The organism is Aeromonas sp. R3-1, assembly GCF_040908345.1.
Taxonomy (GTDB): Bacteria; Pseudomonadota; Gammaproteobacteria; order Enterobacterales; family Aeromonadaceae; genus Aeromonas; species Aeromonas veronii.
Window position 1 is genome coordinate 1 of the sequence record NZ_JBFODN010000258.1, and the last position, 26411, is coordinate 26411.

Here is a 26411-nt window from a genome sequence, read left to right on the forward strand (position 1 = left end):
GCTGACCCACAAGGAGATGACGGATCTGCTGGTGGATGACGCGCTGTTGATCTACTACCCGCTGCCCCGGGTCTTCTACACCAATCCCAACAATCGCGAGGCGCTGCAGCGGGTCGAGCGGGGGTTGCAGCTGGCGTGGCAGGATGGTTCGCTACAGGCGCTGTGGCGCAAGAGCTTTGGCCCGGCCATCGCCTTTGCCAAGCTCTCCCAGCGCCGACTGTTGCGACTGGATAATCCCTTCCTCGATGGGATCAGCTTCGATTACCGCCCCTACTTCTACAATCCGCAGACCGATCGCTTCGGCGATTACTGAGGTGCCTGCCGCTGGCGGCAGAGGGCCAGCCAGGCCTCGGCGGTGCGCGACAGGTAGCGCTCGCTCGGCCAGATCACCCCGAGTCGCCAGCTCAATTCGGGCTCTAGCGGCCGCAGCACCAGACCATCCGGAGTCAGCCGGTTGCAGACCGGCTCCGGCAAGAAGGCGACCCCCATGCCGCTGCGTACCATAGCGGTGAGAAAATCCCACTGGCTGCTGCGCGCCGCCACCTGTGGCACAAAGCCCGCTTCCTGACACGCCTGCTCCAACCGCTCGCTCAGGGTAAACGCCTGGGTATAGAGCAGGAAGGGCTCCTCCTGCAGGGACTCGAGCCGCAGCGGCGCCTCGCCATGCCAGCGGGGTTGATCAGGCAGCACTACCCGGATCGGGTATTGATCCAGCTCCAGCGCGCTGAGGGCACCCCCCTCTTTGGTCGGCAGCATGGTGATGGCGAGATCCAGCTCACCCTCCAGCACTGCCTGTTCAATGCGGCGGCCGCCGTACTCCACCAGGGTCAGCTCCACCTTGGGATAGCGGGTGCGGTAGGCGCGGATCAGGTCTGCATAGACGTGACCCACCATGGGGGGAATGCCAAGGGTGAGGCGACCATGTTGCAGGCTCTGCAGATCCGCCAGTTCGGCCTCCAGCTGCTGCATCTCCGCCAAGATGGTCTGGGCACGGTTGAACAGCACCTGGCCGCTGTCGGTCAGGGTGAAGCGGCGCCCTTCCCGGTTGAGCAGGGGTTGGCCCAGCTCCTCTTCGATATTGCGGATCATCTTGCTGATGGTGGGCTGGGTGACGAACAGCTTTTCAGAGGCGCGGGTGAAGCTTTTTTCCCGCACCAGTTCGACAAAATAGCGCAGGGCGCGAATATCCATGGACTCTCTCGACTCGTTTTGGCGGGTACGGGATGAAGTATGCCTATGCGGCATGAATTTGATAATTTTAATTCATTTCTGGCAGGTTTTGCTCAACTCTATACTGTGAGCCGGTTCACAGAAAGACGATGATCATGAAAGCCCTCTGTTTGCGCTGGTTACAGACTCCCTTCCAGATTGTGTTGCTGGCAGCCATCTGGCTGCTGGCCGATACCGCGGTGCGTACCCTCCATCTGCCGCTGCCCGCCAACCTCACCGGCATGCTGTTGCTGCTGGCCTGCATCCTGCTCGGGGTGGTTAAGGCCGAGTGGTTCAGCGCGGGTGCTCGCTGGCTGCTGGCGGAGATGCTGCTCTTCTTCGTGCCCGCCGTGGTGGCGGTGGTCAACTATCAGGATCTGCTGTTGCAGGAGGGGTGGCGCATCATGGTGGTGCTGCTGGTGAGCACCACCCTGGTACTCGGCACCACGGCGCTGGTGGTGGATCGGGTTTACCGCCTCGAACTGAAACTGGCTCGCCGGAGTCGCCGTCATGTCTGATACCCTGCTCGGGCTGATCTGTTTCGCCCTCACCCTGCTCTTCTACTACGCCAGCAAATGGCTCTATGGCAAGAAACGCATTCTGCCGCTGATGCCGCTGCTGCTGGCGCCGACCCTGCTGGTGGCCGTGGTGCTGCTGTTCCACATCCCCTATCAGGATTACATGGCGGAATCCCACTGGCTGCTCTGGCTGCTGGGCCCCGCCACCGTCGCCTTCGCGGTGCCGGTCTACGAGAACCGCCAGCTCATTCGTCGCCACTGGTTGTCGCTGTCGGTGGGGGTGGTCGCCTCGGTCATCATGGCGGTGGGTAGTACTGTGCTGCTGGCTCGCTGGCTGGATCTCTCCGACATGTTGCAGCGCAGTCTGGCGATGCGCTCTATCACCACGCCGTTTGCGGTGGAGGCGACCCGCGCCATCGGCGGTCAGAGCGACCTTACCGCGCTGTTTGTGGTGCTCACCGGCGTCATCGGTATGGCGGTGGGGGAGAGCGTGCTCACCGTGCTGGCCATTCGCAGCCGTCTCGGCAAAGGGGCGGGGTTTGGTGCCTCGGCCCACGGCGCCGGCACCGCCAGGGCTTATCAGATGGGTAATGAGGAGGGTGTGGTCTCCAGCATGGTGATGATGATCGCCGGTATGGTGACCGTGCTGCTGGCACCCCTGCTGGGCCGGATGTTCTGGTAGGCCGGGCTTCCCTTTAGAAGGCGGCTCGTCCCGGCGCTACACTCTAGTGAGCGTGTATTCCCGGGATGAGCAGTATGACCTTTCATCGCCTCGCTTCCTGCTTGCTGTTGTGCAGTCTTTCCCTCCTTGCCACTCCCCTACGGGCGAGCGACGTCATCACTCATATCAGCCCCGAGAGCGATCGGGACTTGCGTACCCTCTATTTTCGCGATCTGTTGCAGCTGGCGCTGGAGAAGACCCGCGACAGCTTCGGTGACTACGAGCTGCGAACCGCGCCGCCGATGAACCGTATCCGGATGCGACAGATTGTGCAGACTCAGCAATACCCCAATCTGTTTGTGGCCGACAGTCTGCGCCCGGCCGCAGAGAGCGGAGCGCTGGATTACGTTCGTTTTCCGGTGGAGCTGGGCATCCTCGGTTATCGCATCTGCTTTGTCAGTCCGCAGCAGGCCGACGCGGTGGCAAGGGTCAATACCCTGACCGAACTGCAGCAATTTCTGCACGGGCAGGGGCGTGGCTGGCAGGATGCGGAGATCCTGCGTCATGGGGGATTCAAGGTGCAGGAGATCGACGGTTACGAGCGGCTGTTCAAGCTGGTGGCTCGCGGTCGCATCGATCTCTTCTGCCGCGGGGCCAACGAGCTATTCATCGAGCAGGAGCAGCACAGTGATCTGCCCGGCCTCACCGTGGATCGGCGAGTGGCGCTGCACTATCCCTTCCTCCATCTCTTCTACACCCACAAGGAGAATCAGGCCGCCATCCGCCGCCTCTCGGTCGGCCTCAAGCTGGCGTGGCGGGATGGCTCGTTGCAACAGCTCTGGCTGCGCCACTTCAAACCTTCCCTCGATCAGGCGCAGCTCCCCAGACGCCTGTTGTTCGAGTTGGCCAATCCGCGCCTTGATAAGGTGGACTTTGATTATCGGGCCTACCACTACAACCCCGTCGACGGGACGTTCGGGCCCGGGCTGCCTTGATCCTGATGGTGCTGTTCCCGGATAAAGGGCCGGATCTGCCGATGCGCTTAAGCATGCCAAAAAGGCATGATTTTTATTATTTAAATTCATTTTTTGAAGGTTGGTGCGCTGCATATACTGGGGGTTGCTTCACGGTTCAGGTTTGCTCCTGCCCGCTTCTGGCTTGCGCGAGTGAGCCTGAATCGTCCTGCTGCGGCGTCTTGATGTTCTGCATGAAGGCGTCCATCACTGGGCCGGGATCGATCCCGGCAGGTATTACAGCTGACGGAGCCTTGTTATGTTTAATCCCCACTCTTGTGCCCTGATTGTCGAAGGGGGGGCGATGCGCGGCATCTTTGCCAGCGGCGTGCTCGATGCCTTCGTGGAAAGCCACCACTACCCGTTCGATTTCGTCATGGGCGTCTCGGCCGGTGCCACCAATCTGGTCTCTTATCTGAGCGAGCAGCCGCGCCGCAGCCACCACATCATCACCGAGCTGGCTTGCAGCTCCCGGTTTCTCGATCCCCTGCGCTTTGTCAAAGGGGGCGATCTGGTGGACATCGGCTGGCTGTGGCAAGCCAGTCGCCATCGCTTCCCGCTCGATCTCGACACTTTCTGCGCCCGCGACATTCCCTTCTACGCGGTGGCGACCGATGTGGCGAGCGGCAAGGCCATCTATCTGCCGATGCGGCCCGACAACATGGATGAGGTGCTGACTGCCACCTGCGCCCTGCCAGTGGTGCAGCACGATACCCCCTGCGTCGATGGTCGCCCGATGGCCGATGGCGGTATCAGCGACTCCATTCCGGTGATAGAGGCCTATCGGCGCGGGGCGCGGCGGATGACAGTGGTGCTGTCGGAACCCTGGGGCTATCGCAAGAAGCCGGCCCGTTTCTGCTGGATGGTCAAAGCCTTGCTGAAAACCCAGCCTGCGCTGGCGCAAGCCATGCTGGAGCGGGATCGTGCCTACAACCGGGCGCTCGATTTCATCGCCAATCCCCCAGCCGATTGCGAGATCGAGGTGATCGCGCCACCGTCCGATTTCATGGTCTCCCGTTTTACCCAGGACCCGGTCAAGCTGGAGTCCGGTTATCTGCAGGGTTACTGGCAGGGGCGCCAGAGCCTGCTGCGGGCCCGTGGAGAGGCGCGAGCGGTGGCCTGACTGGTTTGCCGGGTGCTGAATATAAAAAGGGGAACCTCGCGGTTCCCCTTTTGCATGCTTGTGCGGCAGTCGCTGATTACAGCAGCTGCTTGAGGCGATAGAGCAGGTCGAGGGCCTGACGGGGGGTCAATTCGTCCGGGCGCACAGCTTCCAGCTCTTCCACTACCGGATGAGGCTGCGGGGCGAGAGTCACCGGAGTCGGGCGGCTTTCACCAGCGGCGACCGGAGTGGCGCTCTCCAGCTCGTGCAGTTTGTGACGGGCCTGCTGGATCACCGATTTCGGCACCCCGGCCAACGCCGCCACTTGCAGGCCGTAGGAGCGGCTGGCCGCGCCTTCCTGCACCGCGTGCATAAAGGCGATGGTGTCGCCGTGCTCCACCGCATCGAGGTGGACGTTGGCCAGCCCGCTCATCAGCTCGGGCAGGCGGGTCAGCTCGAAGTAGTGGGTGGCGAACAGGGTGTAGGCGCCAATCTTGCTCGCCAGCTGTTCGGCACAGGCCCACGCCAGCGAGAGGCCGTCGTAGGTGCTGGTGCCGCGGCCAATCTCGTCCATCAGCACCAGACTGCGGGCGGTGGCGTTGTTGAGGATATTGGCGGTCTCGGTCATCTCCACCATAAAGGTGGAGCGGCCGGAGGCGAGATCGTCTGACGCTCCGATGCGGGTAAAGATGCGGTCGATGGGGCCGATGCGGGCGCTGTCGGCGGGCACGAAGGCGCCGATATGGGCCAGCAGCACGATCAGCGCAGTCTGGCGCATATAGGTCGATTTACCGCCCATGTTGGGACCCGTGATGATCAGCATCCGTCGCTCCCGCTCCAGCCGGATGGGGTTGGCAATGAAGGGGTCCGTCATTACCTGCTCCACCACCGGATGGCGGCCCGCTTCGATCAGGATCTGATCCTCATCGATGAGGGTCGGGCAGCGGTAGTCGAGGGTCTCGGCCCGCTCGGCCAGATTGGCCAGCACGTCCAGCTCCGCCAGTGCGGCGGCGGAATCCTGCAGATCGCCGAGGTGGGGCAGCAGGGCATCGAGCAGCTCTTCGTAGAGCCGTTTCTCCAGCGCCAGCGCCTGGGACTGGGCGGTGAGTACCTTGTCCTCGTACTTCTTCAGCTCATCGATGATGTAGCGTTCGTTGTTCTTGAGGGTCTGGCGGCGGATGTAGTGGGCCGGCACCAGATGGCTGTTGGCGCGGCTCACCTCTATATAGAAGCCGTGCACCTTGTTGTAACCCACCTTGAGGGTGTTGATGCCGGTCAGCAGTTTTTCCCGCTCCTCGATGCGGGCGAGGCTGGCGGTGGCGCCGTTGGCGAGATCCCGCAGCTCGTCCAGCTCCTGATTGAAGCCGTCACGGATCACGCCACCATCGCGGATCAGCACCGGCGGCACTTCCATCACGGCGCGCTCCAGCAGGTCGAGCAGCTCGGGGAAGGTGCTGGCCCGCTCGGCCAGCTGTTGCACCGCTTCGTGCTCGTTGTCCGCCAGCAGGCGCTGCAACTCGGGTAACTGGGCGAAGGCCTGACGCAGGCGGGTGAGGTCGCGCGGGCGGGCCGAGCGCAGGGCGAGACGGGCCAGCACCCGCTCCACATCACCCACCTGACGCAGCAGGTTGCCCAACTCGTCGTAGAGGTTTTGCTCGATGAGCTCCTTGATGGTGCTCTGGCGACCTTTCAGGATCACCCGATCGCGGATCGGCTGGTGGATCCAGCGCTTGAGCAGCCGGCTGCCCATGGGAGTGGCGGTGCGATCCAGCACCTCGGCCAGGGTATTTTCATAGCCACCGGCCAGATTCTGGGTCAGCTCCAGATTGCGGCGGGTGGCGGCATCCATGATGACCGCGTGATCCGGCTGCTCGAGGCGCACGTTGCGGATGTGGGGCAGGGCGGTACGTTGGGTGTCCTTGACGTACTGCATCAGGCAGCCAGCGGCGCACAGGGCGGTCTCGCTCTTGTCGACGCCAAAGCCCACCAGATCCTGGGTGCCGAATTGCTGGCAGAGCAGCTTGCGAGCGGTGCCCAGTTCAAACTCCCACTCCGGGCGGCGACGCAGGCCGCGGCGCCCCTCGATATGGTGCAGGAACTCGAACGATTCGGGATAGAGCAGCTCCGCCGGATTGGTGCGCTGCAGCTCTGCCAGCAAGGTCTCTTCTTTCTCGAACTGGTTGATGAAGAAGCGGCCGGAGCCGATGTCCATGGTGCCATAGCCGAAGCGGCGGCCATCGTGGTAGACGGCGGCGATCAGGTTGTCCTGTCGCTCGCTGAGCAGCGCCTCGTCGGAGACGGTACCCGGGGTGATGATGCGAATGACCTTGCGCTCCACCGGCCCCTTGCTGGTGGCGGGATCCCCCACCTGTTCGCAGATGGCGGCCGACTCGCCGAGCTGTACCAGCTTGGCCAGATAACCCTCGATGGCGTGATAGGGCACACCCGCCATCGGGATGGGGCTACCCGCCGACTGGCCACGCTTGGTCAGGGAGATGTCGAGCAGTTGGGAGGCCTTGCGGGCATCGTCATAGAACAGCTCGTAGAAGTCGCCCATCCGGTAGAACAGCAGGATCTCCGGGTTCTCGGCCTTGAGGCCAAGGTACTGCTGCATCATGGGCGTGTGGGCGCTGAGATTGGCGCCGGGAGCGGAGCTTGTGGCGCCGCTGGCTTGGTGTTGTGCGGTCATGTTCTGTTCCAGAAGGGGCCTCTGCGGGCCAGTGTCTGCGGTGATGAGCCTTGGGCTTGATGGCGCCATTCTACACATAAGCGCCGCGACGGGGGAGCGGGTGTTCCGGGCGCGGTTGCTCTGCGCTATTGAAGGCATGGCACAGGTGCGGCACCTCACATTGTGGCAGGCAAGGGCGGTCTGCCGTGGTTGCGGGCGGCGCTAGCGGGATCGCATAATGTGCCCCTTGAGCGGATCATAAGGAGTCGTGATGAAACTGGATGCAGAGATAGAGCACCTTGCCATCGAGCTGGGACGGGCCCTTGGCCAGCGGGGCTGGCTGGCGGCGACCGCCGAATCCTGTACCGGCGGCGGGGTGGCCAGCGCCATCACCGACATCGCGGGTAGCTCCGGCTGGTTCGATCGCGGATTTGTCACCTACACCAACGAGGCCAAGCAGCAGATGTTGGGGGTGAGCAGCGAGAGTCTGGATCAGCACGGTGCAGTGAGCGAGGCGGTGGTGCTGGAGATGGCCCGCGGCGCGCTGGCGCACTCGTCTGCCTCCATCAGCGTTGCTATCAGTGGCATCGCCGGCCCCGGCGGCGCCACCGAGGGCAAGCCAGTCGGCACCGTCTGGTTCGCCTGGGCCGACCGCAACGGCCGTCACCACTCCCTGCTCGCCCGCTTCGACGGGGATCGCCGGCAGGTACGCCAGCAGGCGGTGAGACAGGCCTTGTCGGGTCTGTTGGCCCTGCTCAGATAAATTGGGCTTGATACTGTATGAATAGACAGTATACTTAGCCCAACTTCACTTCTTACTCACGATTTCCAGCGGAGATTGGCATGGATCAGAACAAACAGAAGGCACTGGCGGCTGCGCTGGGTCAGATTGAAAAGCAGTTCGGCAAAGGTTCCATCATGCGTCTGGGCGACAGCAAGACCATGGATATCGAAGCCATCTCTACCGGTTCCCTCTCGCTGGACGTGGCGCTGGGGATCGGCGGTCTGCCGTGTGGCCGTATCGTCGAAATCTACGGCCCGGAATCTTCCGGTAAAACTACCCTCACCCTGCAGGTGATCGCCGAAGCCCAGAAGAAGGGCAAGACCTGTGCCTTCGTCGATGCGGAGCACGCGCTGGATCCCATCTATGCCGCCAAGCTGGGCGTCAACGTCGACGACCTGCTTATCTCCCAGCCGGATACCGGTGAACAGGCGCTGGAGATCTGCGACATGCTGGTTCGCTCCAACGCGGTTGACGTCATCATCGTCGACTCCGTGGCGGCCCTGACGCCGAAAGCGGAAATCGAAGGGGAGATGGGTGACTCCCACGTTGGCCTGCAGGCTCGTCTGATGTCCCAGGCGCTGCGCAAACTGACCGCCAACATCAAGAACGCCAACTGCCTGTGTATCTTCATCAACCAGATCCGGATGAAGATTGGCGTTATGTTTGGTAGCCCGGAGACCACCACAGGTGGTAACGCGCTCAAGTTCTACGCCTCCGTGCGTCTGGATATCCGTCGTATCGGCGCTATCAAGGAAGGTGACGAAGTGGTCGGTAACGAGACCCGCGTCAAAGTGGTCAAGAACAAGGTGGCCCCGCCCTTCAAGCAGGCTGAATTCCAGATCTTCTACGGTGCCGGTATCTCCAAAGAGGGCGAGCTGGTGGATCTCGGCGTCAAGCACAAGCTGATCGACAAGGCCGGCGCCTGGTACAGCTACAACGGCGAGAAGATCGGTCAGGGTAAGGCCAACGTGATGAAGCTGTTCGCCGAGAACAAGGTGATGGCTGGCGAAGTGGAAGCCCGCCTGCGCGAGCTGCTGCTCTCCGGTGCCGTGCCAGTCGATGACAAGGCTGCTCCGGTTGAGGCAGACGAGTTCGATGCCGAAAGCGAACAAGAGTTCGAGTAAGGAACAAAGGAAGGCCGGGTAGATACCCGGCCTTGTTATTTATGGTTGATGAATCCGTTACCGAACCGGTCGAGCCTGCCGAACCGACCTTTGCAGAGCAGCTTACCGCCGCCCGCGCCTTTGCCATGCGCAGTCTGGCCCGCCGCGAGAGTGCCGAGTCGGAGCTGGCCAACCGGCTGCGCCAGCAGGGCTTCAATGAAGAGGTGATCGAGGCGGTGGTCGACTACTGCCGCGGTTACAACTGGGTCAATGACGAACGTTACGGCGGTATGGCTGTACGGGCCGGTGCCGCCAAGGGCCATGGCCCCATCAAGATCCGTTTCGACCTGCGCCGCAAGGGGCTCGACGATATGCAGATTGATGCCGCATTCGATCAGCCGGAGCTGGACTGGTTCGAACTGGCGTTTGCCCTGCTCGAACGGCGCGCCCGGGTGGCCGATCTGGCGGATTTCAAGCTGCGGATGAAGTGGCTCAAGTATCTGCTGGGGCGCGGCTTTACCCAGGATCAGGCACGTTACGCCATCTCGGCCCTGCAGGAGCGGGAAGAGTAACGCCACTGCGTGGCAAACGTCGTTTCACCTCTCCTTGTGGCAGGTTTTTCCTGCCCGTTCAGTAGCTTGCGCGCACAATCCCGAAAAAGCCGCCTTTTGTTTATCTCATCCCTCTTTCTGCGCTGCTTTTTTGCCTCTCGACAGTGAAAAAAGCCACTGTGGGCAGCGGCGCTCTTATCTGGCCCGTTTATGTGCGCTTTTTCGCCCGTGGCGGCCCTGTCCGTTTTACTTTACCCCGCAGAAAACTTACATTAATGCGGTTAAAAGTCCGTATTCGAATCAAGCAGGATTTTCCATGTATATGTCCACGTCAGAGATTCGCGCTGCGTTTCTCGAGTATTTCCGTTCCCAGGGGCACCAGGTTGTCTCCTCCAGCTCGCTGGTACCGCATAACGACCCGACCCTGTTGTTTACCAACGCGGGTATGAACCAGTTCAAGGACGTGTTCCTTGGCGCAGACAAGCGTGCCTACAATCGCGCGACGACTTCCCAGCGTTGCGTGCGTGCCGGTGGTAAGCACAACGATCTGGAAAACGTCGGCTATACCGCTCGTCACCACACCTTCTTTGAAATGCTGGGCAACTTCAGCTTCGGTGACTACTTCAAGCAGGATGCCATCAAGTTTGCATGGGGTTTCCTGACCGAGGTGCTGCAGCTGCCGAAAGATCGCCTGCTGGTGACCGTCTACGCGACTGACGATGAAGCTTTTGATATCTGGGAAAAAGAGGTCGGTGTCCCGGCCGATCGCATCGTCCGCATCGGTGACAACAAGGGTGCCCCTTACGCTTCCGACAACTTCTGGGCCATGGGCGATACCGGCCCGTGCGGTCCCTGCACCGAGATCTTCTATGACCACGGCGATCACATCTGGGGTGGCCGTCCCGGCTCACCGGAAGAGGATGGCGACCGTTTCATCGAGATCTGGAACGTGGTGTTCATGCAGTTCAACCGTCAGGCTGACGGCACCATGGAGCCGCTGCCGCGTCCGTCCGTGGATACCGGCATGGGTCTGGAGCGTATCTCCGCCATCATGCAGGGTGTCCACTCCAACTACGAAATCGACATCTTCCAGGCGCTGATCAAGAAAGCGGCCGAGATTGTTGGCACCACCGATCTGAGCAACCAGTCCCTGCGCGTCATCGCTGACCACATCCGCTCCTGCGCCTTCCTGGTGGCAGATGGCGTGATGCCGTCCAACGAAGGTCGTGGCTATGTGCTGCGCCGCATCATCCGCCGCGCCGTGCGTCACGGTCGCAAGCTGGGCGCTACCGATGTCTTCTTCTACAAACTGGCTGCCGAGCTGGCAGTGCAGATGAAGGATGTCGCTGCCGAGCTGATCGCCCAGCTGCCGCTGGTCGAGCGCGTGCTGCGCATTGAAGAGGAGCAGTTCGTCCGCACTCTGGATCGCGGTCTGCTGCTGCTGGAAGACGCTCTGGCCAACCTGGGCGATGCCAAGGTTATTCCGGGCGAAGTGGTGTTCAAGCTCTATGATACTTACGGCTTCCCGGCTGACCTGACTGCCGACGTGGTGCGCGAGCGCGAGATCGGCATCGACGAAGAGGGCTTCAAGGCCGAGATGGAGAAGCAGCGTGCTCGTGCCAAGGAAGCGTCCAGCTTCGGCGTGAACTACAACGAGATGCTCAAGCTCGACTTCGAGACCCCCTTCACCGGTTACAAGACCCTGAGCGAGCGCACTCGCGTGGTCGGTATCTACAAGGGTGTGGAAGAGGTGAGCGGTCTTATTGCCGGTGACGAAGCGGTCATCGTGCTGGAGGAGACCCCCTTCTACGCCGAGTCCGGCGGCCAGATTGGCGACAGCGGTACCCTGAAAGTGGACGACGGCATCTTTGCCGTGACCGACACCCTGAAAGCGGGCAAGGCGATCATCCACAAGGGCTACATGGAGCTGGGCACTCTGGAGAAAGGGGCCGAGGTCGAGGCCGTGGTGGATGCTGACCGTCGTCAGGCCATCGCCCTGAACCACTCCGTGACTCACCTGCTGCACGCAGCTCTGCGTCAGGCTCTGGGCGAGCACGTCACCCAGAAAGGTTCTCTGGTTGGAGCCGAGCGCATGCGTTTCGACTTCTCCCACTTCGAGGGGCTGACTATGGCGACCATTCGCCGGGTCGAGGAGCTGGTCAACAACCAGATCCGCGCCAACCACGAAATCACCACCCAGCTGATGGATCTGGAAGCGGCCAAGTCTGCCGGTGCCATGGCGCTGTTTGGTGAGAAATATGAAGACGACGTGCGCGTTGTGCGCATGGGCGACTACTCCACCGAACTGTGCGGCGGTACTCACGCCAAGCGTACTGGTGATATCGGCTTCTTCAAGATCATCGCCGAGAGCGGTATCGCTGCTGGTGTGCGCCGTATCGAAGCGGTGACCGGCAAAGCGGCCATCGACTTCATGCATCAGGTTGGCGAGCAGATCGAAGAGGCTGCTGCACTGGTGAAAGGTGACCAGTTCTGCATCGCCGACAAGGTTCGCCAGATGCTGGACAAGGCCAAGATGATGGAGCGCGAGCTGGAGCAGCTCAAGGCCAAGCTGGCTGCTCAGGCCGGTAACGACCTGCTGGGTCAGGTGATCGAGATCAACGGTCAGAAGGTGCTGGTTGCAGCGCTGGAAGGGGCCGATCCGAAATCCCTACGCGGCATGCTGGACGAACTGAAGAACCAGATGAAGTCCGGTGTTGTACTGCTGGCAACCTGTGCCGACGGCAAGGTCAACCTGATCGCGGGCGTCACCAACGACCTGACCGGCAAGGTCAAGGCCGGTGAGCTGGTCAATCTGGTTGCCCAGCAGGTGGGTGGCAAGGGCGGTGGCCGTCCGGACATGGCACAGGCGGGTGGTACCCAGCCTGAGGCGGTGCCGGCAGCGCTGCAATCCGTTCACTCCTGGCTGGAAGAGCGCCTGTAATCGGGCGAGGTGATCTGTGGCACTCTATGTACAGAAGTACGGCGGCACCTCGGTCGGCACACTGGAGCGGATCGAGGCGGTAGCTGAGCGGGTCGAGCAGACCCGCGCCCAGGGACACGACGTGGTGGTGGTTGTCTCCGCCATGTCGGGCGAAACCAACCGGTTGCTGGGCATGGCCCAGCAACTGGATCCTGATGCCAACCGGCGGGAGATGGATGTACTGGTCTCCACCGGTGAGCAGGTCACCATAGCGCTGCTGGCCATCGCGTTGAACAAACGCGGTTGTCCTGCGGTCTCAATGACCGGTGATCAGGTACGGATTCACACCGATTCCGCCTATGGCAAGGCGCGCATCACCCACATCGACACCGAGCTGGTTCATGCCGAACTGGCTGCGGGCAAGGTGGTGGTGATCGCCGGTTTCCAGGGCCGTGACGAGCATAACGCCATCACGACGCTGGGCCGCGGCGGTTCGGATACCACGGCGGTTGCCGTGGCGGCGGCCATCAAGGCTGATGAGTGCCAGATCTTTACCGATGTGGATGGGGTATACACCACGGATCCGCGAATCGAGCCCAAGGCGCGTCGTCTCGACACCATCACCTTCGAGGAGATGCTGGAGATGGCAAGTCTCGGCGCCAAGGTGCTGCAGATCCGCTCGGTGGAGTTTGCGGGCAAGTACCGCGTCCCGCTGCGGGTGCTGTCGAGCTTTATCGATGGAGAGGGAACCTTAATCACATATGGAGGTGATAGGATGGAAGCTCCCTTGGTATCCGGGATCGCTTTTAACCGCAACGAGGCCAGCCTGACCATTCTGGGCGTGCCGGACAGACCAACCGTTGCCGCGCAGATCCTGAATCCGATCAGCGACGCCAACATTGATGTCGACATGATTGTGCAGAACACCCTGGGAGATGGCACCGCCGACTTCACCTTCACGGTGAATCGTGATGACTATCGCCGTGCCCGGGCACTGCTGGAGGAGACCGCCACCGAACTTGGCGCCTCCTGCGTGCAGGGAAATGGCGAAATAGCCAAGGTTTCTATTGTCGGTGTCGGCATGTGGAACCATCCCGGTGTTGCGCGCACCATGTTCAAGGTATTGGGCGAGGAGGGGATCAACATGCAGTTGATCTCGACCTCTGAAATCAAAATCTCTGTGGTGATTGACGAGAAGTATCTGGAGCTGGCGGTGCGAGCCCTGCACGCGGCTTTCGGGTTGGATCAGGCACCGCAAGAGCAGCCCTTGGGCTAACAATCTCTGATTGATTTAGTTTCAACCATTTACCATATCGGTATCTTTGTTAGATAATGTCGCATATCGATATAAAAACAAAACAGGATACAGGAGCAAGCGAATGCTTATTTTGACTCGTCGTGTTGGGGAAACCCTGATGATTGGTGATGAAGTGACTGTCACCGTACTGGGCGTTAAAGGCAACCAGGTCCGTATCGGTGTTAACGCGCCGAAAGAGGTCTCCGTACACCGCGAAGAGATCTACCAGCGCATCCAGGCCGAGAAAGTTCCGGGCCAACCGGGCTTCTAAGCCACTTTCATGGCTGTGACAAGGCGACACCTCATGTGTCGCCTTTTGTTTTTTCTCGGCCCCTGAAATCGCTCTGCAGGGCGCGAAACTGCGGGATAAGTGTCGATATTGTTTGAATATTCCACGCTTTGACCAAATGCTGAGCGAACGAACTTTTTTCTCCAAAAAAGTGTTTGACTAAAAATCCCTGTGAAGTATTATCAGCCCCGCAAACGGAGAGGTGGCCGAGAGGCTGAAGGCGCTCCCCTGCTAAGGGAGTATGCGGCTTATACCCGCATCGGGGGTTCGAATCCCCCCTTCTCCGCCATTTGCGCCCGTAGCTCAGCTGGATAGAGTACCTGGCTACGAACCAGGTGGTCAGAGGTTCGAATCCTCTCGGGCGCACCATATTACGACTCAAGCAAGAGTCATGTGTTGACCATCAGCAAGTCGACACTTTGGAAAAGGCTTACTGATAAGTAAGCTTTTTTTATCGTTTTAAAACAGGGCGCCCGTAGCTCAGCTGGATAGAGTACCTGGCTACGAACCAGGTGGTCAGAGGTTCGAATCCTCTCGGGCGCACCATTTAAAACGACACAACGATTTATGAGCGCCCGTAGCTCAGCTGGATAGAGTACCTGGCTACGAACCAGGTGGTCAGAGGTTCGAATCCTCTCGGGCGCACCATTTTTCAAGCAGTACACAAAAGTTTGTGAGCGCCCGTAGCTCAGCTGGATAGAGTACCTGGCTACGAACCAGGTGGTCAGAGGTTCGAATCCTCTCGGGCGCACCATATTTCAAGCAGTACCAAAAGTTTATGAGCGCCCGTAGCTCAGCTGGATAGAGTACCTGGCTACGAACCAGGTGGTCAGAGGTTCGAATCCTCTCGGGCGCACCATACAGACAGCCCCGACTTCAGTCGGGGCTGTTTTTTTATGGGCGATATTTAGCTTTTGGTGCGGATCCCCGTGCGCTGTTGCGGGTGGATCGCCCGTTTACCTGGCTGTTCTTGTCCTCATTTCTTCCCCTTTCTGTGATTGCGCACCGTTCTTCTGTACGGTGCAACCCCTTGCCACCCTTTGCCTCATCTGCAAGTGTGCTGTATGCCTGCTGTTGCAACGGCAGATGCCGCGTAGCTCATCACTCAGGATTCGCTCATCAACATCCTGCAGGGCCTGCTGAGGCGTTCTGCGGACAATAAAAAAGGATGCCGCAGCATCCTTTTTTGTGAAGAGACCCACTCAGCTTTTCAACCATTTGCGAATGCGGTTGGCATCGCCGATAGGGGTGCGTTTGCCCACCGAGTTGAGTAGCACGATGGCAAGCTCGCGGCTGTCCGGTTTGGCGCGCATCACCAGACAGCGACCCGCTTCGTCAGTGAAGCCGGTCTTGGAGAGGCGCACGTCCCAATCCGGGTTTTTCACCAGCGGGTTGGTGTTGTTGAACATCAGGCTGTAGGCAGGGGCGCTGAAGCGCATCTCCCGGTTCTCATCCTGAGTGAACTGACGGATCAGCGGCTGACGGTAGGCGGCGGCGGCCAGCTTGCCGAGATCCTGGGCGGTAGAGACGTTGCGGGTGGAGAGGCCGGTGGAGTCGTAGAAGTGGGTATTACGCATACCCAGCTGTCTGGCCTTGTTGTTCATGGCCCGCACGAAGGCGCTGCGACCGCCCGGATAGTGACGCGCCAGTGCCGAGGCCATCCGGTTTTCGGAGGACATCAGCGCCAGATGCAAGGCGTCGCGGCGGGTCACCTTGGTGCCCATGCGGATGCGGGAGTGGGTGTGTTTGACCCGATCCAGATCGTTCTTGTCGACCGTGATGGTCTGGTTGAGATTCTGCTTGGCATCCAGCACCACCAGCGCTGTCATCAGCTTGGTGAGGGAGGCGATGGGACGCACCTTGGTGGCATTCTTCTGGTAGAGCGTCTTGCCCGTTTTTACATCCACGACCAGGGCGCTGCTCGAGCGTACTTCCAGTTTAGCAGGGTTGGGTGCCGCGCTGACCGCAGGCAATCCCAACATTCCCATCAACCCGACAACCAGCGCTGCTGCGCGAATCCGACACCACATACAACCGACTCCGTTCCCATCCAAAAAAAAGGCGCTAGATTCACTCATTTTTACCCCGGCTTTACAAGGGTGGTGCGGGACTATTTCTGCTATTTGCGCGAAATTGGCGATCAAAAAAGCCCTCTGGCGAGGGCTTTCGGGTCGGGCGTTGGGCGAGGGTCAATCCCGCGGCTGCGCAGCCCTGCGTTTGCTGATCCAGCGCCAGACCAGCGCCACCATGCCACCCACCAGCAGGGCCACCGGCAGATAGATGATGATATTGAAGAACTGGGTCTGGTATTCGGCTGCCAACTTGGTGTGGCTCAGGTAGTAGCCAAACCCGACCAGCGGGCAGATCCACATGATGGAGCTGATCAGATTGACGATGAGAAAGCGCCCCTGCGGCAGCTCGGTGGCACCGACGATGTAGGGGTAGGCGGTGCGTACGAAGGCGATATAGCGCGCGGTGATCAGGGTGATGATCCCGTACTTGTCCAGCAGGTGGTAGACCTTCTGCTGGTGTCGCTCTTCCACATGGGACATCAGCCGATGGTAGAGCTGGGTGTGGCCAAGGAAGCGCCCCTGCATGTAACCGAGCCAGGTGCCGACAAAGGTAGCCATGATTAACAGCGGGATCACCCCGAGAGACAATACATCCTGATAGATGAGCACGCCGGTGAGGATCAGCAGGCTGTCACCGGGCAGAAAGGCGGTAGGGATGAATCCGTTTTCCAGTACCAGAAACGTCAGAATCACACCACAGATCATGAAGGCCATCTTGGGATCGGAAAGTGTGTTCAGATCGTGATTCATAAAGGCGTGAGCCAGTTGGTAAAACTGCTCCATACTTGCAAACTCCGCAGGTTAGCTGGGTTGATCGGTCAAGGGCATGGCGAGCACCTTGTCGATGCGCAGGCCATCCATGTCAACAATTTCCAGTTGCCACTGTTCCAGTGTCACCAGGTCTCCGGTTTGTGGAACACGACCAAGGAGCAGCATGATAAGCCCTCCGAGGGTGTGATAGTGATGTTTTTCTTCTTCTGGCAGACGAACCAGCTCCAGACAGTCCTTCAACTCCGGCAGCGGGATCAGGCCATCGAGCAGCCAGCTGCCGTCGGCGCGCCGGAATGCCCAGTTGTCCTCGCCATCCTCCTGCTGGAAATCCCCCGCCAGCGCCTCCAGCAGATCCTGCTGGGTGACCAGTCCCTGCAGCTCGCCATATTCGTCCACCACCAGCGCCATCTGTTCGCTGTGGGTGCGGAAGTGGTTGAGCAGCTCGACCCCGTTGAGGGTCTCGGGCAGCAGGCTGCCCTCCTGGGTCAGGGCAGCCAGATCGATGGGTTCCCCCTTGATATAGGCGTGCAGCACCTTGCTGACATTGATGATACCCACCAATTCTGACAGGTTGCCGTCGCAGACCGGAAAATAGCTGTGGCGATACTCCACCAGCCGCTGCAGGTTGGTCTCTAGCGGCAGCGCCAGATCCAGATAGCGGATATCGCTGCGCGGCACCATCAGGGAGGAGAGGCTGCGCTCGTCGAGACGGAAGACGTTGCGCAGCATGGTGTGTTCATGATCCTCGATTACCCCAGCTTCCGATCCCTCCACCAGCATGGCGTGGATCTCCTCCTCGGTGACGTTGGCGCTGCCGTTCTGGTTGACCCGCAGCAGCCGCAGGCTGGCATTGGTAGAGGCCGACAGCAGCCAGACGAAGGGGCGGGTCAGGGTGGCGAGCCAGTGCATGGGGCGGGCCACCAGACAGGCGATGCGCTCGGCATTGAGCTGGCCGAGCCGCTTGGGCACCAGCTCCCCCACCACGATGGAGAGGTAAGTAACCACCACCACCACGATGACGGTGGCGATCAGGCCACTGCTCTTGGCCGGGAGCCCCCACTCCTGCAACCAGAGGGAGAAGGGCTGGGCCAGCAGGGATTCGCCGTAGATACCGTTGAGCAGACCGATGCTGGTAATGCCGATTTGGACGGCAGAGAGAAAATGGGTCGGGTCTTCGCCCAGTTTGAGGGCAATGGCGGCGGAGCGGTTGCCTTCAGAGGCAAGCTTGCCGAGGCGAGCCTTGCGTGCGGTGACGATGGCGATTTCTGACATGGCGAAGACGCCATTAAGCAAAATCAATCCCAGCAGGATCAATATTTCCATACAGCAACAGCACTCCTTGAGTGGATAAGATCGCTGGCAGTGTAATGAATTTGGCGGCGATGCGCTTGTGAAAGCGGGTGATCCGGCTCGCTAATTTGATGACAGCGCTTTGCGATGGCTGAAAAAGATGGCCGGAAAAGAGAGGGACGACCCCGCCAAACGGCGTAATGGGCGAGGCGGCATTGCAGGAGGGAAAAGGGCGGGAAGTCCCGCCCTTGCTTGTCACTTGTCAGGCAACCGTTGTCAGAACTGCTGGAACCAGCGCTGGATCTGGGCCGGGTCTTTGCTCTGGGTCAGGGAGAGCATCAGCAGCACCCGCGCTTTCTGCGGGTTGAGAGTGCCGGAGGCCACGAAGCCGTACTTGGCATCATCGATCTCGGCATCCAGGGTGGTGGCGCCGGTCGGCACGCGGGCGGAGCGTACGACGCGGATGCCATCCTTGCTCGCTTTGGCCAGGGTGTCGAACAGGGAGTGATAGAGGTTGCCGTTGCCCACCCCGGCGCTGACGATGCCGTCGAACTTGGCATCCACCATCGCCTTGGCCGGCAAGTCGGTGGCGTTGGCGTAGCTGTAGACGATGCCCACTTGCGGCAGCTTGTCGAGCTTGCTCACGTCAAATGGCGTCTTGCTGGTGTGCAGACGGGCCGGGCTGCGCTGATAGTCGATCTTGCCGTTGTGGATGTAACCCAGCGGGCCAAAGTTGGGGGAGGCAAAGGTCTGCACGCCTGTGGTGTTGGTCTTGGTGACATCGCGGGCATCGAGCACTGTGTCGTTCATCGCCACCATGACGCCACGTCCCTTGGAGGCGGGGTCGGAGGCGGTCACCACGGCGTTGTAGAGGTTGAGCGGGCCATCAGCACTCATGGCGGTGGAGGGGCGCATGGCGCCAACCAGTACCACCGGCTTGTCGCTCTTGACGGTCAGATTGAGGAAGTAGGCGGTCTCTTCCATGGTGTCGGTGCCGTGGGTAATGACGATGCCATCCACGTCATCCTTGGCCAGCAGCTCGTTGACCCGCTTGGCTAGCTTGAGCCACACCTCGTCGTTCATGTCCTGCGAGCCGATCTTCACCACCTGCTCACCCTGCACATCGGCCACTTTCTTCATCTCGGGCACGGCGGCGATCAGGGTTTCGATGGCCACCTTGCCAGCCTCGTAGTTGGACTGGGTAGCCGACTGGCCAGCTCCGGCAATGGTGCCGCCGGTTGCCAGAATATGGACGTTGGGCAGCGCCATCGCCATGGGGGAGAGGGTCAGGCCAACGACAGCGGCGAGCAGGGTCTTGCGGATCGGTAGGGTCATGCTGCAAATCCTTATGGTTGGAATAATCGCAGCAAGTTTGCCCGTTTAATAACCTGGGTCTGTGATAAAACTCACCAAAAGACAGGTGAGTACAGATTTTTAACCTGTTTTATACCTCTATAGAGATAATTTAACTCGCAGAGAAACCCTTGGCTTCGATCAGGGCGATCAGTTCTGCCTTGCTCAGCTCGCTCTCGATAACGGCCTTGCTGCTGGCGAAATCGACGGTTGCGGTGGTGACCGCAGGCTGGGCCAGCAGCGCTTTTTGCAGACTGGCGGCGCAGCCACCGCAGGACATGCCGGACACGGTGAGTTCGATGGTCATGGGATATCTCCTCTGTTGATGAGCGCCAGCCTAAAGCTGCCGCCTCCGGCAAGGTCAAGCCGTCAGTACATAAGACCCAGATAATTCATCAGGGTTGCCCCGAGGCTGGTAGTAACCAGCGATCCAAGGGTGGTGGTGGCGATGATGTTCGCTGCTAGCACGCTGTCGCCCCCCATGGCGCGGGTCATCACATAGCTGGCGGCGGCTGTCGGGGTAGCGCTGATGAGGAACAGAATACCCAGCTCCAGATGGCTGAAGCCGAGCAGGGCTGCCCCAAGAGTGAACGCAGCCGGAATGAGGCAGAGCCGCATGATGCTGGCCCAGCCCGCAATGGCTGCACCACCACGCAGAGCGTCGAGGCTGAGGGAGGCGCCGGTGCAGAGCAGCGCCAGCGGCAACGTCATGTTGGCGAAGTAGCTGCCGGTGGTGAGCAGCAGTTGCGGCATCTTGATACCGAGCAGGGTAAACGGCAGCGCCGCCACAATGGCGATGATCAACGGATTCTTGATGATGCCGAGCAGAATGGGGCGAATGCCGGTGGCACCGCCGAGACTGCGGGTGAGGGTGATCACCGCGAGAATGTTGTAGAGCACGGTCACCGCACCGACATAGAAGGCCGCCGCCCCCAACCCCTCGTGGCCGTAGGCGTTCTGCACATAGGCGAGCCCGATAATGGCGCTGTTGCCGCGAAAGCTACCTTGCACGAAGATCCCGCGCAGTCGCTGCTCCCCGATAAAACGTCCGGCCAGCAGTTCCAGCACCAGATAGCTGATAACGGTGGCGAGCAGGCCATAGCCGATAAACCAGAGGCTCGGCATGGTGGCGAAGTTGGTACCCAGAATACTGAGAAAGAGCAGGGCGGGCAGGGTGACCTGAAATACCAGTCGCGAGGCGGATTCGGTAAAGGGATCCGGCAGCAGCCCCAGCCGCTTGAGCAAGATGCCGAGCAGCAGCACCACGCAGATGGGGCCTGTGATGGAGAGGGAGAAGAGCAGACTGGCCAGCAGATCCATGATGGGCATCCTGTGCTGTGCCCACACACCCTGACGGCGGGGCAAAAAGGGCATTCTAACGCCATGGGCTTGTATTCACAGGGGTTAATCACAACAATGTGGGCAATTCCACCGCCTAGCCTCCTGTGAGCCAATTCATGGACAAGAAACTGACCATCCTCGATATCGCCAGACTGAGTGGCGTCGGCAAGTCGACCGTCTCCCGGGTGCTCAACCAGGATCCCAAGGTGAAGCAGGAGACCCGCGAGCGGGTGGAGCAAATCATCGCCGAACATAGCTTCGTGCCGAGCAAGTCGGCTCGGGCCATGCGCAGCCAGAGCCAGCAGGTGGTGGGGATCATCGTCTCGCGGCTCGACTCCAGCTCGGAGAATCAGGCGGTACGCGGCATGCTGGAGACCCTCTACCAGCGTGGCTACGATGCCGTGCTGATGGAGAGCAAGTTCTCCCCCGCCAAGGTACAGGAGCATCTGGCGGTGCTGGAGCGGCGCGGAGTGGATGGCATTATCCTGTTCGCCTTTAATGACTTGGACTATGCCGCCATGGCGCCGCTGAAAGAGAAGCTGGTGCTGGTCGCTCGTGAATATCCCGGTTTCTCCTCGGTCTGCTTCGACGACGCCGGTGCGGTGCGCACCATGCTGGCGCAGCTGGCAAGCCGTGGCGCCCGCGACATCGCCTATCTGGGGGTGGATGCCTCGGATCTCACCACCGGCCAGCGCCGCCTAGATGCTTATCTCGCTTACTGCGCAGAGCAGGGGTTGCGCCCGCGCAGCGCCCTCGGTGATCTCAGCCTGCAGAGCGGCTACCGGCTGGCGGCCGAGCTGCTTACCCCCTCCACCCAGGCGCTGGTCTGCGCCAGCGACACCCTCGCCATCGGTGCGGCAAAATACCTTCAAGAACAAGGGCGTAGCGAGGTGCTGGTGACCGGCCTTGGCAATAACCCCATGCTCAGTTTCCTCTTCCCCAACGCCCTCAGTCTCGATCTCGGTTACAAAGGGGCGGGGGAGCAGGCGGCGCGTCAGCTGCTCGGCCAGATTGAGCAGGATCAGCCCCCGCTGGTGACAATCGCCCCCTGTCGAACCCTGTGAGCCCCATCACTCCGGACTGAACAAAAAGAACGCTTTTTGTGATGCTGGCCACGAATTGGGAACGTTCCCATTTCGATCTGGCCAGATTGTCGGCAGGCTAAATGGGAACGATACCAAAAACGCTCCGGCCGACAGACTGGCTCAAAAGGGCGATACAGACCACTATTCAATGGCGTCACAGAGGGAAGACCCATGTCCAAGATCAACGCACAGCAGCTTGCCACCCTGATCGACAAGATCGGCGGCAAGGAGAACATCGCCACCGTCAGCCACTGCCTGACCCGGTTGCGCTTCGTCCTGAACGATCCGGCCAAGGCCGACAGCAAGGCTATCGAAACTATCCCGGCGGTGAAGGGAAGCTTCACCCAGGGCGGTCAGTTCCAGGTGGTGATCGGCAACGAGGTAGAGCAGTGGTACAAGGCGCTGACCGAACAGCTCGGCGTCAGCGGTGGCAGCAAGGAGACCGCCAAGCAGGCGGCGCGCCAGAATATGAATCCGCTGGAGCGGGGCATCTCCCATCTGGCGGAGATCTTCGTGCCGCTGCTGCCCGCCATCATCACCGGCGGTCTGATCCTGGGCTTTCGCAACGTCATCGGCGACATCAAGATGTTCGACGATGGCACTCACACCCTCACCGAGATCAGCCAGTTCTGGGCTCAGGTACACGCCTTCCTCTGGCTGCTGGGCGAGGCGATTTTCCACTTCCTGCCGGTCGGTGTTTGCTGGTCTGCAGTGAAGAAGATGGGGGGCTCCGAGATCTTGGGTATCGTGCTGGGGGTGACGCTGGTGTCGCCGCAATTGATGAACGCCTACGGTATTGGTAAGCAGACTCCCGAGGTGTGGGACTTCGGCCTGTTCGTGATCCAGAAGGTGGGTTATCAGGCCCAGGTCATTCCGGCGCTGCTGGCGGGTGTCTTCCTCGCCTGGGTTGAGACCAACCTCAAGCGGATCATTCCGGCTTACCTCTATCTGGTGATTGTGCCGTTTGTCTCGCTGCTGCTGGCAGTGATCGTGGCCCACGCCTTTATCGGCCCGTTCGGTCGCTGGATTGGTGATGGCGTTGGTTTCGCTGCCAAGGCCGCTATGACCGGCTCCTTCGCTCCCATCGGTGCAGCCCTGTTCGGTTTCCTCTACGCACCGCTGGTTATTACCGGTATCCACCACACCACCAACGCCGTGGATCTGCAGCTGATGCAGAGCATGGGCGGCACGCCAATCTGGCCGCTGATCGCCCTCTCCAACATCGCTCAGGCTTCTGCGGTCGTCGGCATCATTATGATTAGCCGCAAGGAGAACGAACGGGAGATCTCGGTACCAGCTGCCATCTCCGCTTACCTCGGGGTGACCGAACCGGCCATGTACGGTATCAACCTCAAGTACAAGTTCCCCATGTTGTGCGCCATGGTGGGCTCCAGCCTTGCCGCCCTCATCTGCGGTTTCGCCGGGGTAATGGCCAACGGCATCGGGGTCGGCGGCCTGCCGGGCATCCTCTCCATCCAGCCGCAATACTGGGCGGTGTTCGCCATCGCCATGCTGGTCGCCATCGTGGTGCCTGTGGTGCTGACCCTGCTGGTCTACAAGCGCCAGCAAGCCGCTGGCAAGTTGGCCCAAGCCAGCGCCTGACACTGATTATCAGGGCGACCCGCGGGTCGCCCTCTCCATTTCATATTCGAGACAAGAGAAAGACCCATGAGCCAAACACCCTGGTGGCAGAGTGCCGTGATTTACCAGATTTACCCCAAGAGCTTTCAGGATTCCGCTGCCCGTGGCACCGGCGACCTCAAGGGGATCATGGCCCGCCTCGACTATCTCAAGACCTTGGGCATCGATGCCCTCTGGCTGACCCCGGTTTATGTTTCTCCGCAGGTGGACAACGGCTACGACATCGCCGACTACCTTGCCATCGATCCCGCCTACGGCACCATGGATGATTTCGAGGCGCTGCTGGCCGCCGCCCACGCGCGCGACATCCGCATCGTGATGGATATCGTGGTCAACCACACTTCCACCGAGCACGCTTGGTTCAAGTCGGCGATGGGGGATAAAAACAGCCCCTACCGCGACTACTACATCTGGCGCGATCCGGTGGATGGCGGCGTACCGAACAACTGGCAATCCAAGTTTGGTGGCAGCGCCTGGGAGCTGGATCCCGCCACCGGTCAGTACTACCTGCACCTGTTTGCCCGCGAGCAGGCGGATCTCAACTGGGAAAATCCGGCGGTGCGCGCCGAGGTGAAAAAGATCATCCACTTCTGGGCCAAGAAGGGGGTGGATGGTTTCCGCCTCGACGTCATCAACCTTATCTCCAAGGATCAGGCGTTCCCGGACGATGAGATCGGCGATGGCCGCCGCTTCTATACCGACGGGCCGCGCATCCACGAATTTTTGCAGGATGTGAGCCGTGACGTCTTTGCCCCGGTCGGCGCCATGACGGTGGGGGAGATGTCCTCTACTTCGCTGGAGCATTGCCAGCGTTATGGTGCCCTCGATGGCTCCGAGCTCTCCATGGTGTTCAACTTTCACCATCTGAAGGTGGATTACCCCAACGGCGACAAGTGGACCAAGGCGCCGTTCGATTTCCTCGAACTCAAGCGTATCTTCAACCACTGGCAGAGCGGTATGCATGGCAAGGGGTGGTCGGCGCTGTTCTGGTGCAACCACGATCAGCCGCGCATCGTCTCCCGCTTCGGGGATGAGGGTGAGCATAGGGTGGTCGCCGCCAAGATGCTGGCCAGCACGCTGCACGGCCTGCAGGGCACCCCCTACATCTATCAGGGGGAGGAGATCGGCATGACCAACCCTGGCTATCAGCACATCGATGACTATCAGGATGTGGAGAGCCGCAATATCTTCGCCATCAAGCAGGCGGAAGGGATGAGCGAGGCCGAGATCCTCGCCATTCTAGGGGCCAAGTCCCGGGATAACTCGCGTACCCCGATGCAGTGGAGCGCTGCGGCCAATGCAGGTTTCACCAGCGGGACGCCCTGGCTCAAGCCTGCCGCCAACTACCCCGAGATCAATGCCGAGGCTGCGCTGGCCGACCATAACTCGGTGTTCTGGCACTATCGGGATCTTATCGCCCTTCGCAAGGCGCACCCCATCTTCACTCAGGGGGATTATCAGGAGCTGCTGACCGGGCACCCGCAGATCTGGGCCTATGCCCGTCGCGCTAACGGTCAGACCCTGCTGGTGGTGAGCAACTTCTACGGCGAGCCGGTGGAGTTTGCCTTGCCTGCCGAGCTGCAAAGCGGGCAAGGTCGGCTGCTGCTCGGCAACTACCCCGATAGCCCGGCCCAACCGCAATCGGGTATGCTGCGCCCTTATGAATCCCTGATCTGGCTGATGGAGTAGGTAATGGAGAAGGTGGTGCGCGGTACCGAGTGGCAGAAGATGGTGGCGGGGGAGCCTTATGATGCGGCTGACCCTGAGCTCAAAGCGGCGCGCGAGCGCTGCCGCCGGCTCTATCACACCTTCAACACCAGCTGGCAGGAGAAACCAGCGCGGGATGCTTTGCTGCACGAGCTGCTCGGTGGCCGTGGCCATGAGTGTGCCATCAATCCGCCATTCTTCTGCGACTATGGTGCCAACATCTTCGTCGGCGAGAACTTCTACGCCAACGTCAATTGCACCATCCTCGACGTCTGCGAGGTGCACATCGGCGACAACGTGCTGCTGGCGCCCGGGGTGCAGATCTACACCGCCGCTCATCCGGTGGCGGTGGCGCCACGTATCAAGGGTGTCGAGTTCGGCAAGCCGGTGCGGATCGGTCACAACGTCTGGATTGGCGGCAGCGCGGTTATCTGTCCCGGTGTCACTATCGGTGACAACAGCGTCATCGGTGCCGGCTCGGTGGTGACCAAAGATGTGCCCGCCAATGTGGTGGCGGCCGGCAACCCTTGCAAGGTGCTTCGGCCGATGACGGCACAGGAGCTTGAAGGCGTCATCCAGCGGTGAACAGGGACCATGAATGCTATTGCTATCTGATTGATAGAAAAGCGACTTTCAGATTGTTTTGCATTCAGTGCTTATGTTCGGGGCCGCTTGGTCGATACTGTTGAGTGCAGGAGGAACCCTATGGATATATCAAGTTCTGCAAATGCGTCGTTTGGTTCTGCTCTGATGACGGCCAGTCTGGCCAAGAAACAGCAGACCCAAGAGGGCGAAGCTGCGCTGAAGCTGCTGCAAAACGCAGCGCAATCAGCGCCGGTTGCACCGACATCGGCCAGCGCTTCTCTGGGAAGCAAGATCGATATTCGCGTCTGACCCTAATGAAAAAGCCCCCATCTCGCGATGGGGGCTTTTTTATGGCTATTGTCCCGTCCTGAATATGGTTTACACCTTTCCCCCCAATAAATGGAGAGCCCGATGGGACAAGGTGTGAAACGGACACAGCGCGATTACTCGC

Annotated in this window: 23 protein-coding genes, 6 tRNA genes and 1 pseudogene; 22 read left to right on the forward strand and 8 right to left on the reverse strand. The window is 60.4% G+C overall.

Annotated elements, in window-relative coordinates; genetic code table 11:
- Positions 1-313: pseudogene (locus AB5Y85_RS17710) on the forward strand (hypothetical protein); the annotation flags it as partial.
- On the opposite strand, the gene AB5Y85_RS17715 reads toward AB5Y85_RS17710, so the two are convergent.
- On the reverse strand, positions 307-1191 hold the full coding sequence (locus AB5Y85_RS17715; RefSeq protein WP_005336083.1) for a LysR family transcriptional regulator: 885 nt from the start codon (positions 1189-1191) through the stop codon (positions 307-309). The pseudogene AB5Y85_RS17710 and the gene AB5Y85_RS17715 overlap by 7 nt on opposite strands.
- A gap of 134 nt (positions 1192-1325) precedes the next feature.
- Here AB5Y85_RS17715 and AB5Y85_RS17720 point away from each other — a divergent pair, with 134 nt between their 5' ends.
- The 4 genes from AB5Y85_RS17720 to AB5Y85_RS17735 all read left to right on the forward strand — a co-directional run bounded on the left by AB5Y85_RS17720 (position 1326) and on the right by AB5Y85_RS17735 (position 4524).
- On the forward strand, positions 1326-1727 hold the full coding sequence (locus tag AB5Y85_RS17720) for a CidA/LrgA family protein (protein ID WP_040069042.1): 402 nt from the start codon (positions 1326-1328) through the stop codon (positions 1725-1727).
- Entirely contained in the window at positions 1720-2409 is a 690-nt protein-coding gene (locus tag AB5Y85_RS17725) for an LrgB family protein (protein WP_005341581.1), read from the forward strand. The genes AB5Y85_RS17720 and AB5Y85_RS17725 overlap by 8 nt, the downstream gene beginning before the upstream one ends.
- 74 nt (positions 2410-2483) lie before the next feature.
- Positions 2484-3383 carry a hypothetical protein gene (locus AB5Y85_RS17730; protein ID WP_257688073.1) on the forward strand — a complete coding sequence of 300 codons (900 nt, stop codon included), beginning with the start codon at positions 2484-2486 and terminating at the stop codon, positions 3381-3383.
- Between the two features lie 277 nt (positions 3384-3660).
- Positions 3661-4524, forward strand: coding sequence for a patatin family protein (locus tag AB5Y85_RS17735; protein WP_257688074.1), 864 nt, complete (start codon positions 3661-3663; stop codon positions 4522-4524).
- 76 nt (positions 4525-4600) lie between these two features.
- Here the strand turns inward: AB5Y85_RS17735 and mutS are convergent, their stop codons facing one another.
- Positions 4601-7120: a DNA mismatch repair protein MutS gene (gene mutS / locus AB5Y85_RS17740; RefSeq protein ID WP_257688075.1), complete on the reverse strand. Its 2520-nt coding sequence runs from the start codon at positions 7118-7120 to the stop codon at positions 4601-4603.
- A 322-nt stretch (positions 7121-7442) separates the two neighbouring features.
- Between mutS and pncC the strand changes: the two genes are divergently transcribed.
- The 12 genes from pncC (at position 7443) to AB5Y85_RS17800 (ending at position 14974) form a co-directional block, all read left to right on the forward strand.
- The gene (gene pncC / locus AB5Y85_RS17745) at positions 7443-7934 is read left to right on the forward strand and encodes a nicotinamide-nucleotide amidase (RefSeq protein WP_139430204.1); all 492 of its coding nucleotides are present in this window, start codon (positions 7443-7445) and stop codon (positions 7932-7934) included.
- A gap of 80 nt (positions 7935-8014) precedes the next feature.
- A complete protein-coding gene (recA, locus tag AB5Y85_RS17750; RefSeq protein WP_005348744.1) occupies positions 8015-9079 on the forward strand; it encodes a recombinase RecA in 1065 nt (354 codons plus the stop codon).
- A 41-nt stretch (positions 9080-9120) separates the two neighbouring features.
- Positions 9121-9630 carry a regulatory protein RecX gene (locus tag AB5Y85_RS17755; RefSeq protein ID WP_139742581.1) on the forward strand — a complete coding sequence of 170 codons (510 nt, stop codon included), beginning with the start codon at positions 9121-9123 and terminating at the stop codon, positions 9628-9630.
- 295 nt (positions 9631-9925) lie between these two features.
- Entirely contained in the window at positions 9926-12550 is a 2625-nt protein-coding gene (gene alaS, locus AB5Y85_RS17760; protein WP_042033273.1) for an alanine--tRNA ligase, read from the forward strand.
- Positions 12551-12566: 16 nt separating this feature from the next.
- Complete coding sequence (locus AB5Y85_RS17765) at positions 12567-13805, forward strand: aspartate kinase (protein ID WP_005336054.1); 1239 nt, start codon at positions 12567-12569, stop codon at positions 13803-13805.
- A gap of 103 nt (positions 13806-13908) precedes the next feature.
- Positions 13909-14097 carry a carbon storage regulator CsrA gene (gene csrA, locus AB5Y85_RS17770; protein WP_005336053.1) on the forward strand — a complete coding sequence of 63 codons (189 nt, stop codon included), beginning with the start codon at positions 13909-13911 and terminating at the stop codon, positions 14095-14097.
- Between the two features lie 214 nt (positions 14098-14311).
- Positions 14312-14404 (forward strand) — tRNA-Ser (locus tag AB5Y85_RS17775).
- Positions 14405-14407: 3 nt separating this feature from the next.
- A tRNA-Arg gene (locus tag AB5Y85_RS17780) sits at positions 14408-14484 on the forward strand.
- Between the two features lie 100 nt (positions 14485-14584).
- Positions 14585-14661, forward strand: a tRNA-Arg gene (locus AB5Y85_RS17785).
- Positions 14662-14686: 25 nt separating this feature from the next.
- Positions 14687-14763: transfer RNA gene (locus tag AB5Y85_RS17790), tRNA-Arg, on the forward strand.
- 29 nt (positions 14764-14792) lie between these two features.
- Positions 14793-14869 (forward strand) — tRNA-Arg (locus tag AB5Y85_RS17795).
- A gap of 28 nt (positions 14870-14897) precedes the next feature.
- Positions 14898-14974 (forward strand) — tRNA-Arg (locus tag AB5Y85_RS17800).
- A gap of 343 nt (positions 14975-15317) precedes the next feature.
- On the opposite strand, the gene pbpG is transcribed toward AB5Y85_RS17800, so the two are convergent.
- The 6 genes from pbpG to AB5Y85_RS17830 all read right to left on the reverse strand — a co-directional run bounded on the left by pbpG (position 15318) and on the right by AB5Y85_RS17830 (position 20921).
- A complete protein-coding gene (gene pbpG, locus AB5Y85_RS17805; protein WP_005348750.1) occupies positions 15318-16145 on the reverse strand; it encodes a D-alanyl-D-alanine endopeptidase in 828 nt (275 codons plus the stop codon).
- Between the two features lie 159 nt (positions 16146-16304).
- On the reverse strand, positions 16305-16970 hold the full coding sequence (locus AB5Y85_RS17810) for a DedA family protein (protein WP_005343012.1): 666 nt from the start codon (positions 16968-16970) through the stop codon (positions 16305-16307).
- Between the two features lie 18 nt (positions 16971-16988).
- On the reverse strand, positions 16989-18281 hold the full coding sequence (locus AB5Y85_RS17815; RefSeq protein ID WP_040069001.1) for a hemolysin family protein: 1293 nt from the start codon (positions 18279-18281) through the stop codon (positions 16989-16991).
- Between the two features lie 243 nt (positions 18282-18524).
- The gene (gene ansB, locus AB5Y85_RS17820; RefSeq protein ID WP_257688121.1) at positions 18525-19583 is read right to left on the reverse strand and encodes an L-asparaginase 2; all 1059 of its coding nucleotides are present in this window, start codon (positions 19581-19583) and stop codon (positions 18525-18527) included.
- Between the two features lie 130 nt (positions 19584-19713).
- Entirely contained in the window at positions 19714-19908 is a 195-nt protein-coding gene (locus AB5Y85_RS17825) for a heavy-metal-associated domain-containing protein (protein WP_005357810.1), read from the reverse strand.
- 62 nt (positions 19909-19970) lie between these two features.
- The gene (locus tag AB5Y85_RS17830; protein WP_005336047.1) at positions 19971-20921 is read right to left on the reverse strand and encodes an AEC family transporter; all 951 of its coding nucleotides are present in this window, start codon (positions 20919-20921) and stop codon (positions 19971-19973) included.
- Positions 20922-21058: 137 nt separating this feature from the next.
- Here AB5Y85_RS17830 and treR point away from each other — a divergent pair, with 137 nt between their 5' ends.
- The 5 genes from treR to AB5Y85_RS17855 all read left to right on the forward strand — a co-directional run bounded on the left by treR (position 21059) and on the right by AB5Y85_RS17855 (position 26269).
- Positions 21059-22006 (forward strand): trehalose operon repressor TreR, encoded by a 948-nt coding sequence (gene treR, locus AB5Y85_RS17835; protein ID WP_257688122.1) that lies wholly within the window; start codon positions 21059-21061, stop codon positions 22004-22006.
- Between the two features lie 192 nt (positions 22007-22198).
- Positions 22199-23629: a PTS trehalose transporter subunit IIBC gene (gene treB / locus AB5Y85_RS17840; RefSeq protein ID WP_257688123.1), complete on the forward strand. Its 1431-nt coding sequence runs from the start codon at positions 22199-22201 to the stop codon at positions 23627-23629.
- A 66-nt stretch (positions 23630-23695) separates the two neighbouring features.
- Positions 23696-25357, forward strand: coding sequence for an alpha,alpha-phosphotrehalase (gene treC, locus AB5Y85_RS17845; RefSeq protein ID WP_257688124.1), 1662 nt, complete (start codon positions 23696-23698; stop codon positions 25355-25357).
- A 3-nt stretch (positions 25358-25360) separates the two neighbouring features.
- On the forward strand, positions 25361-25960 hold the full coding sequence (locus AB5Y85_RS17850) for a sugar O-acetyltransferase (RefSeq protein WP_257688125.1): 600 nt from the start codon (positions 25361-25363) through the stop codon (positions 25958-25960).
- 120 nt (positions 25961-26080) lie between these two features.
- Positions 26081-26269, forward strand: coding sequence for a hypothetical protein (locus AB5Y85_RS17855; RefSeq protein WP_005336040.1), 189 nt, complete (start codon positions 26081-26083; stop codon positions 26267-26269).
- Positions 26270-26411 lie beyond the last annotated feature (142 nt).